Raw genomic sequence first — 6,974 nt, 5'->3', positions numbered from 1 at the left:
GCTCGTGGCGGGAGGCGGCCGCCGAGTGGCGGCAGGCCCTGCGGTTGCGGCGGCTGGCGGGCACCCGGGCCACCGGGCCGGCGGTCGAGCTGCTGGCGCCGGCCGTGACCGCGCACGCCCGGGCCGGCGACATGGTGCGGGCCCGCGCCATCTATCTCGACGCGCTGACCGGCCACGACGACGTCGCGCTGCTGGTGGCCTGGGACGCGCCGCTGATCTGGACGACCCGGGAGGGGCGCGAGCCGTCGTCGGCCGCGGTCCAGGCGATCCGGGCCCGGCTCGCCGGCCAACTTGCCGACGACCTGCGCGTACGGCTGCTGCTCGCGCTCTTCCGCGAGCTGGAGGGCTGGGACGAGGCCGAGGCGCAGCCGGTCAGCGCCCAGGCCCTGGCCCTCGCGCGTGGCGCCGGGGACGCGCGCCTGCTGTGCGCGGCGCTCAACGTGCGGGCGTACGCAGCGCTCGGCCCCGACCTGCGCGCGGAACGCCGCCCGATCGCCGAGGAGTACCTGGCGGTGGCCGTCGAGTCGGGTCAGATCGACCACGAGGCGGTCGCGCACTGGCTGCTCTTCCTCGACTCGGCCGCGCACACCGACCTCGATCGGGCCCGGTCCGAGATGGGGCTGGCCGTCGCCCGCTCGACCACCGGCCAGCTGGGCAGTCTGCTGGCCGTGGTCGGCATCTTCACGGCCCTGCTCGAACTGCTGGCCGGGCGGGTCGACGAGGCCCTCGAACGGTACGACGAGGTGAGCCGGCGGCTGGCCGAGCACGGCGCGTTCAACGGGGCCGCCATGGCCACCGTGGGGCGGATCGGGGCGGCGCTGGCCCGCGACGACTTCGGGCCGCTGCGCGACGAGCTGACCGCGGTCGAGGCCGTGTTCCCGGGCCGGGTCAGCGACCCGCTCGTGCTCGCGCTGCTGGACGGCGGGGACGAGGCCGGGGCCCGGCGGGTGTGGGCCGGGCGCCGGCCGATCGACCGCAACTACTACTGGCTCGGCTTCACCGCTCTGCGCGCGCACGCGGCGGCCCGGCTGGGCGATGCCGCGGCGGGCGCTGAGCTGCTGGCCGAGCTGCTGCCGTTCGCGGGCCGGGTCGCCGGTCTAGACTCGGGCTCGCTCTATGCCGGTCCGGTCGACAGCGCCCTGCACGCACTGACCGGCGATCCGGCGTACGGGAAATCGGCCGCCGCCCTCACCGCGAGCCTCCGAAGACGAGGCTCTCACGGCGCTTGAACGGCAGCGGCAACAGCTTGATCATCAGGGCGACCGGGATCCCGCCCTCGCGCCGGGTCTCGGCCAGCTCGTCGTCGGTGCAGACGGCCAGGATGCGCGGCACTTCGAAGGTCATCTTGGCCCCGCGCTTGCGGATCACCGACTCGACGCGGTTCCACTCGTCGTCCGACACGTACGTGCGGATGAGCGGCACGATCGTGCGTTCCTCGTCGGCGATGTGCTCGTGCAGGGTGTCCCGCAGGTCGGCCAGGTCGGCGGCCAGCTCGGCCGAGACGGTGTGCCCGGCCCGCAGCGCGGCCGCCCCCTGGCGGATCCGGGCCAGCTTGGGGTCGAGCACGGCGTGGTCGTCGGTCAGCTCGGTCAGGTCGACGTGCGCGCCCGCCGCCCGTTCGAGCACCGGCCACAGCACCTCGTCCTCGGCGCTGTGATGGTGGTGGATGCTGTCGCAGAAGTCGCTCAGGTAGTCGGCGACGGCGGCCGACCGCTTGCGGTCGAGCCGGGTCGTGGCCAGCTGCCGGGTCAGCTCGGCCAGGCGGTCGAGGTCGCGGAGCATGGCGCGGTGGGCCAGCAGCAGGCCGGTGGGTTCGTTGTTCATGGCCCGTACGCTGCCGGGACCCACCTGCAGCCGGCCTAACAGCGACTTAAGAAGCCTGGCGGACGGGCTCGTCGGCCAGCCAGACCTCGGCCAGCTCGGCCAGCGGCACGCCCAGAGCCTGGCTGAGGCCGACCACCGTGCCGAACGCGGGCGCGGGCAGCCGGCCGGCCTCGATCTTGCGCAGGGTCTCGGGCGAGATGCCGGCGGCCAGGGCCACCTCGACCAGGCCACGACCGCCGCGGGCGGCCCGCAGGGCGGCGCCGAGACGCTGGCCGGCGGCGATCTGTTCGGGCGTCAGGGGTGGGCGGACCATCCTCGAAGACTACCTGGTATAAAAATACCTAGGTAAGAGTGTCGGAGAAGGAGTCTGTGGTGATCGAGCTCAAGTCGGCCGAAGAGATCGGCCGGATGGCGGTGGCCGGCCAGTTCGTCGGCGAGCTGCTCGCCGAGTTGAGCGGCGTGGCCGCGGTCGGCGTCAACCTGATGGACATCGAGCACCACGCCCGCGGCCGGATCAAGGAGCGCGGCGCCGACTCCTGCTACTGGGACTACTCCCCCTCGTTCGGCCGGGGCCCGTTCCGCAACGTGCTCTGCCTGTCGGTCAACGACGCCGTGCTGCACGGCCTGCCCCACGACTACGTGCTGCGCGACGGCGACCTGCTCAGCATCGACATGGCCCTGGCCATCGACGGCTGGGCGGCCGACTCGGCGCTCTCGTTCGTGGTCGGCACGCCCGACCCGGCCGACCTCGAACTGATCGAGGCGACCGAGGTCGCACTGGAGGCCGCCATCGAGGCCGCGCAGCCCGGCGGCCGGATCGGCGACATCTCGGCCGCGATCGGGAAGGTCGCTCACTCGTACGGCTACGGGGTGAACCACGAGTTCGGCGGGCACGGCATCGGCCGCACCATGCACGAGGCGCCGCACATCTCGAACGACGGCCGGGCCCGCCGGGGCATGCGCCTCGACCCCGGCCTGACCGTCGCCATCGAGCCGTGGCTGTGCAGGACCACCGACAAGATCAAGTACGACAAGGACGGCTGGACCATCCGCTCGGCCGACGGCTCCCGCACCGCCCACTCCGAGCACACGGTGGCCGTCACCCCCACCGGCCCGCAGGTGCTGACCCGCCGCCCGGCGTGATCCCCTACGCTCGACGCGTGCTCGAGGCTTCCCGGATCTGCCACTGCGTCATCTGTCACGACTACGGCGATCGCGGGGACTACGACCCAGGCGACCACGGCGTGATCGAGAACGTCGGCCAGTTCGGCTGGAGCGTCACCGGCGTGCCGGCCGACGAGGAGGGCCCGGGCTGGGCGTACACGATCGGCCGTCGGCACAGCCGGGGCGAGCCGGAACTGGCCATGTTCGGCCTGGACGTGGGCGTCATGCAGTCCTGCCTCAACACGCTGGGCCGGCGCGACGACCTGGCCGACGGCCAGTCCCACGACGGAGTCATCAACGGCTACCCGTTGCACCTGCGGGAGGTCGAGCCGGACTGGTTCCGCGCCTTCTTCGGCCAGGCCATGTGGTTCTACCGCCGGCCCCCGGTCCCGGTCCTGCAGGTCGTCTGGCCCGACCGGCAAGGCGCGTTCCCGTGGGACACGGGCAGCCTGGCCCAGCCCCACCTCTGGCTTACCCCCGAGAAACACCCGCCGGGCGTCTGGACCCAGGATGTCTGACATGGATGACGGGACCAAGGAACTGCGGGACGCGCACGACGTGCTGTCCGAGTGGTACGCCGAGAACCTGGTCGGGATACTCGAGGGCATGCCGGTCGAGCGGGCGATGCTAGGGCTGTTCGCCGAGATGACCCTGGCCGTGGGGCCCGAGGTCGCGGACGTCGGCTGCGGCACCGGGCGGCTGCTGCCCTACCTGGCGAGCCTGGGTCTGGCGCCGCGCGGGGTGGATCTCTCGCCCAAGATGGTCGAGGTGGCGCGGCGGGACAACCCCGGCTTCGCGTACGAGGTGGCCGATGTGCGCGACCTGCCGTACTCCGACGCGTCGCTGGCCGGGGTGGTGTGCTGGTACTCGCTGATCTTCCTGGCGCCCGACGCGCGGGAGCCGGCCTTCGCGGAGCTGGCGCGGATCGTACGCCCGGGCGGTTATCTGGTGGCCGCGTTCAAGCACGGCGACGGCACCGTACGCCGCAACGCGCCCGGCAGCGTCGTCGAGGAGCTCGGCATCAACTTCGACCGGTACTGGCTCTCGGCCCGCGAGATGACGGAACGCTTCGCGGCCGCCGGCTTCGAGCCGGTCTTCGAGGGCAGCACCCCGCCCGTTTCGCCGGAGCCCGCGTACGGCTACATGCTGGTCCGCAAGGGATAGCCGCGGGCGGGCCGACCTGGAATACTCCCTTCCTCCACGGTGGACGGAGGATGATCGTGAGCGACGGCGCACCCCAGCTCGACACGAGCGTGCCGCACAGCGCGCGCGTCTGGAACTACTGGCTGGGCGGCAAGGACAACTATCCGGCCGACCGCGCGGTCGGCGACAAGGTGCGCGAGGTCTTCCCGGCCATCGTCGAGAACGCCCAGGCCTGCCGGGCCTTCCTGGCCCGTACGGTCGGCTACCTGGCCGGGGAGGCCGGCATCCGCCAGTTCCTCGACATCGGCACCGGGCTGCCCACCGCCGACAACACCCACGAGGTGGCCCAGCGGATCGCGCCCACCTCGCGCGTGGTCTACGTCGACAACGACCCGCTGGTCCTCGCGCACGCCCGGGTGCTGCTCAACAGCGGCCCCGAGGGCGTCACGGACTTCATCGACGCCAACCTGAACGACACCGAGACGATCCGGCGCGAGGCCGCCCGCACACTCGACTTCAGCCGGCCGGTCGCGCTGATGCTGATGGGCATCCTGGGCCACGTCGAGGACGACGACGAGGCCCTGGGCATCGTGCGCGGCCTGGTCGACCTGCTCCCGTCGGGCAGCTACCTGGCCTTCTACGACGGCACCGACACCAGCGAGCTGATCGTCGAGGGCGCGAAGGTGTCCAGCGAGGGCGGCCACGACTACCACCTGCGCAGCCCCGAACGGATCGCCCGCTTCTTCGACGGCCTCGAACTGGTCGAGCCGGGCGTGGTCACCGTTACCGCCTGGCGGCCGGCCGAGGGTTCCGATCAGGTCCACCAGGATTCGTACGGCGGGATCGGGCGCAAGCCGTAGGGTTCGTTTCTGGCCGGCCCATGCCTTACACCCGGCCGGAAGCAACGAACCCTAGCCCGCGATCGCGTCGGCGAGCGCCCGGGCCAGCCAGCTCTCGTACTCGTCGGGGGTCCAGCCCCGCTCGCCGACGAGCAGTTCGTAGACCTCGGGCGCGATCAGCGTCCAGACGATGTCGGTGGCCCGGGCCGGATCGAGACCGTCCCGCAGGCCGCCGGTGCCGGCGAGGTGGCGCACGATGCCGCCCGCGCCGGCCATGCGCTCGGCGTTGGTCGTGCGCCGGAACTCGGCCAGGTCGGGGTCGCCCCCGTGCGCGCCGGCCAGCAACCGGACCAGCAGCGGCGCGGTGCGCTCGGCGATCCGGCGTGCGGCGTGCGCGTACCGGGCCAGCTTGTCCCGCCCGCCCGAGGCGGCGAAAACGGCCTGGATCTCGGGCCGGTCGATCATGGGGATGGGCTCGTCGTCCCCGGCCAGCGTGACGTCGTAGACGTCCTTGATCAGCGCCGCCTTCGTGCCGAACGTCTTGTAGACCGTCTCGGCCGAGACTTCCGCCCGCCCGGCCACGTCCCGCATGGTCACTGCGGCCGGACCTCGCTCGATCAGCAGCTCGCGCGCGGCCTCGAGCACGCGGCGGCGGGTCAGCCGCGCCTGCTCGGCCCGCCGGCTGTTGTCGTATGCACGACGAGTCATTGAGTACCGCCCGTCAGTATCGAATACTTCTCCACTGTAACCGATTCTTCAGTGGAGGTCCCATGCGCACCATCGACACCGACGTCTGCATCCGCTCCATGGCCCTCATGGCCTCCGGCGACCTCGGCGAGCTGACCGCGATCGTCCACCCCGAGGCCACCAACCGGGAGGCCAAGGACGAGCCCCCGGCCTGCCGGGGCCGGGGCCCGGCCGCGTTCGCGGCCACCGCCCATTGGCTGCGCGCCGCATTCGCCGACCTGTCCTTCGACATCCACGACACAGTCGCCGACGGCGAACTGATCGCCGTGCACTGCACGATGTCGGGCCGCCAGGTCGGCCCATTCGTCTCCTACGACGAACAGGGCGAGGTGGCCCAGGCGTTCCCCCCGACCGGCCGCACTTTCGCCGTCACCCAGACCCACTGGTTCCGCATGCGCGACGGCCAGGTCACCGAACACTGGGCCAACCGCGACGACCTGGGCCTGGCCACCCAGCTGGGCTGGGTCCCCCCGACCCCGGCCTACCTGTGGCGCATGGCCCGCGCCAAACGCCAGGCCCGCCGCACGGCCGCCTGACCGGCGCGCCGCGGCTCGGACCCTGGTCAGACCGGCACCGCCGATCACCGCCCGGCCCGATCAGCACTGCGCGGGTTCCCCGACACAACCATCGCGGTGCGGTTACCCGGCCCGTTCAGCACCACGCGGCTTGTCGCCCCCGCCCAGCCGAAGTAGCACCGCACGATTTGCCGCTCAACCCGATCAATGTCGCGGGTTGCCGCACGGCCCGATAGCGCCGCGCGGGTCTTTGCCAAATGGCGGGGTCAGTGGTTGTTGCGGTGCAGGCGGCGCAGGGCGAGTGCCAGTTGCAGGCGCAGGCGGCCGCGGGGCTCGCGGACGTCCCAGCCCAGCACGGGAATGGTGTGGGCCAGGCGGTCCTGCAGCGTGGAGTGGTGGACGCGCAGCACCGTCGCGGCGGCGCGCAGGCTGGCCGTTTCGGCCACCGCGTCGAGGGTGGTGAGCATCCAGGGTGCGGTCGCGCGGTCGAGGGCCAGCACGTCGGGCACGGGCTCGGTGCCGGGGCCGACGGCGGCGGCCAGCAGCATCAGGCCGCCCAGGTCATCGGCGTGCACGACGCGACGGCCGGGGTCGCGCTCGGTGCCCTCGGCGGTGAACCGCAGGGCCGTGCGGGCGGCCGCCCACGACTCGGGCAGCGCCGCGACCGGACCGGTGGGGCCGATCCCGGCTCGATGACGCAGCAGCTCGTCCGGCTCCCGATCCAGCACCGACGCGGCCGGAC

10 protein-coding genes are annotated in these 6,974 nt (G+C 72.7%); 6 read left to right on the top strand and 4 right to left on the bottom strand.

The annotated features are described in order from the left end of the window. On the top strand, positions 1-1,229 hold a 1,229-nt coding region (locus M1L60_RS46025; RefSeq protein ID WP_253243955.1), incomplete at its 5' end, for a hypothetical protein. Here the strand turns inward: M1L60_RS46025 and M1L60_RS46020 are convergent. Together M1L60_RS46020 and M1L60_RS46015 are read right to left on the bottom strand one after the other, a co-directional pair. Beyond that, complete coding sequence (locus M1L60_RS46020; RefSeq protein ID WP_253243954.1) at positions 1,189-1,824, bottom strand: hemerythrin domain-containing protein; 636 nt, start codon at positions 1,822-1,824, stop codon at positions 1,189-1,191. The two genes, M1L60_RS46025 and M1L60_RS46020, sit on opposite strands and share 41 nt — an antisense overlap. Before the next feature lie 46 nt (positions 1,825-1,870). Next, entirely contained in the window at positions 1,871-2,137 is a 267-nt protein-coding gene (locus M1L60_RS46015) for a helix-turn-helix domain-containing protein (RefSeq protein WP_253243953.1), read from the bottom strand. Between the two features lie 59 nt (positions 2,138-2,196). Here M1L60_RS46015 and map point away from each other — a divergent pair, with 59 nt between their 5' ends. The 4 genes from map to M1L60_RS45995 are packed head-to-tail and all read left to right on the top strand — an operon-like array spanning position 2,197 to position 4,991. Then, the gene (map, locus tag M1L60_RS46010; protein ID WP_253243952.1) at positions 2,197-2,967 is read left to right on the top strand and encodes a type I methionyl aminopeptidase; all 771 of its coding nucleotides are present in this window, start codon (positions 2,197-2,199) and stop codon (positions 2,965-2,967) included. Positions 2,968-2,984: 17 nt separating this feature from the next. Next, positions 2,985-3,506: a DUF4262 domain-containing protein gene (locus tag M1L60_RS46005; RefSeq protein ID WP_253243951.1), complete on the top strand. Its 522-nt coding sequence runs from the start codon at positions 2,985-2,987 to the stop codon at positions 3,504-3,506. Between the two features lies 1 nt (position 3,507). Further along, complete coding sequence (locus tag M1L60_RS46000; RefSeq protein WP_253243950.1) at positions 3,508-4,152, top strand: class I SAM-dependent DNA methyltransferase; 645 nt, start codon at positions 3,508-3,510, stop codon at positions 4,150-4,152. A gap of 50 nt (positions 4,153-4,202) precedes the next feature. Continuing rightward, positions 4,203-4,991, top strand: coding sequence for an SAM-dependent methyltransferase (locus M1L60_RS45995; protein ID WP_253243949.1), 789 nt, complete (start codon positions 4,203-4,205; stop codon positions 4,989-4,991). Between the two features lie 51 nt (positions 4,992-5,042). Here M1L60_RS45995 and M1L60_RS45990 read toward each other — a convergent pair whose 3' ends face one another. Further along, the gene (locus M1L60_RS45990) at positions 5,043-5,678 is read right to left on the bottom strand and encodes a TetR/AcrR family transcriptional regulator (RefSeq protein WP_253243948.1); all 636 of its coding nucleotides are present in this window, start codon (positions 5,676-5,678) and stop codon (positions 5,043-5,045) included. A 62-nt stretch (positions 5,679-5,740) separates the two neighbouring features. Between M1L60_RS45990 and M1L60_RS45985 the strand changes: the two genes are divergently transcribed. Further along, on the top strand, positions 5,741-6,253 hold the full coding sequence (locus M1L60_RS45985; RefSeq protein ID WP_253243947.1) for an ester cyclase: 513 nt from the start codon (positions 5,741-5,743) through the stop codon (positions 6,251-6,253). Positions 6,254-6,498: 245 nt separating this feature from the next. On the opposite strand, the gene M1L60_RS45980 is transcribed toward M1L60_RS45985, so the two are convergent. Further along, a partial coding sequence (locus tag M1L60_RS45980; protein ID WP_253243946.1) for a helix-turn-helix domain-containing protein occupies positions 6,499-6,974 on the bottom strand: 476 nt, incomplete at its 5' end.

It is taken from the genome of Paractinoplanes aksuensis (assembly GCF_024137025.1).
Taxonomy (GTDB): Bacteria; Actinomycetota; Actinomycetes; order Mycobacteriales; family Micromonosporaceae; genus Actinoplanes; species Actinoplanes aksuensis.
The sequence above is the reverse complement of the archived record's forward strand: the minus strand, read 5'-3'. Positions and strand labels throughout refer to the sequence as shown.

Excerpts from the sequence above, each read along its gene's own strand:
- M1L60_RS46015 (WP_253243953.1), bottom strand. The coding sequence starts at position 2,137 with ATGGTCCGCCCACCCCTGACGCCCGAACAGATCGCCGCCGGCCAGCGT.
- M1L60_RS46020 (WP_253243954.1), bottom strand. The coding sequence starts at position 1,824 with ATGAACAACGAACCCACCGGCCTGCTGCTGGCCCACCGCGCCATGCTC.
- M1L60_RS45985 (WP_253243947.1), top strand. The coding sequence starts at position 5,741 with ATGCGCACCATCGACACCGACGTCTGCATCCGCTCCATGGCCCTCATG.
- M1L60_RS46000 (WP_253243950.1), top strand. The coding sequence starts at position 3,508 with ATGGATGACGGGACCAAGGAACTGCGGGACGCGCACGACGTGCTGTCC.
- M1L60_RS45995 (WP_253243949.1), top strand. The coding sequence starts at position 4,203 with ATGATCGTGAGCGACGGCGCACCCCAGCTCGACACGAGCGTGCCGCAC.
- M1L60_RS45990 (WP_253243948.1), bottom strand. The coding sequence starts at position 5,678 with ATGACTCGTCGTGCATACGACAACAGCCGGCGGGCCGAGCAGGCGCGG.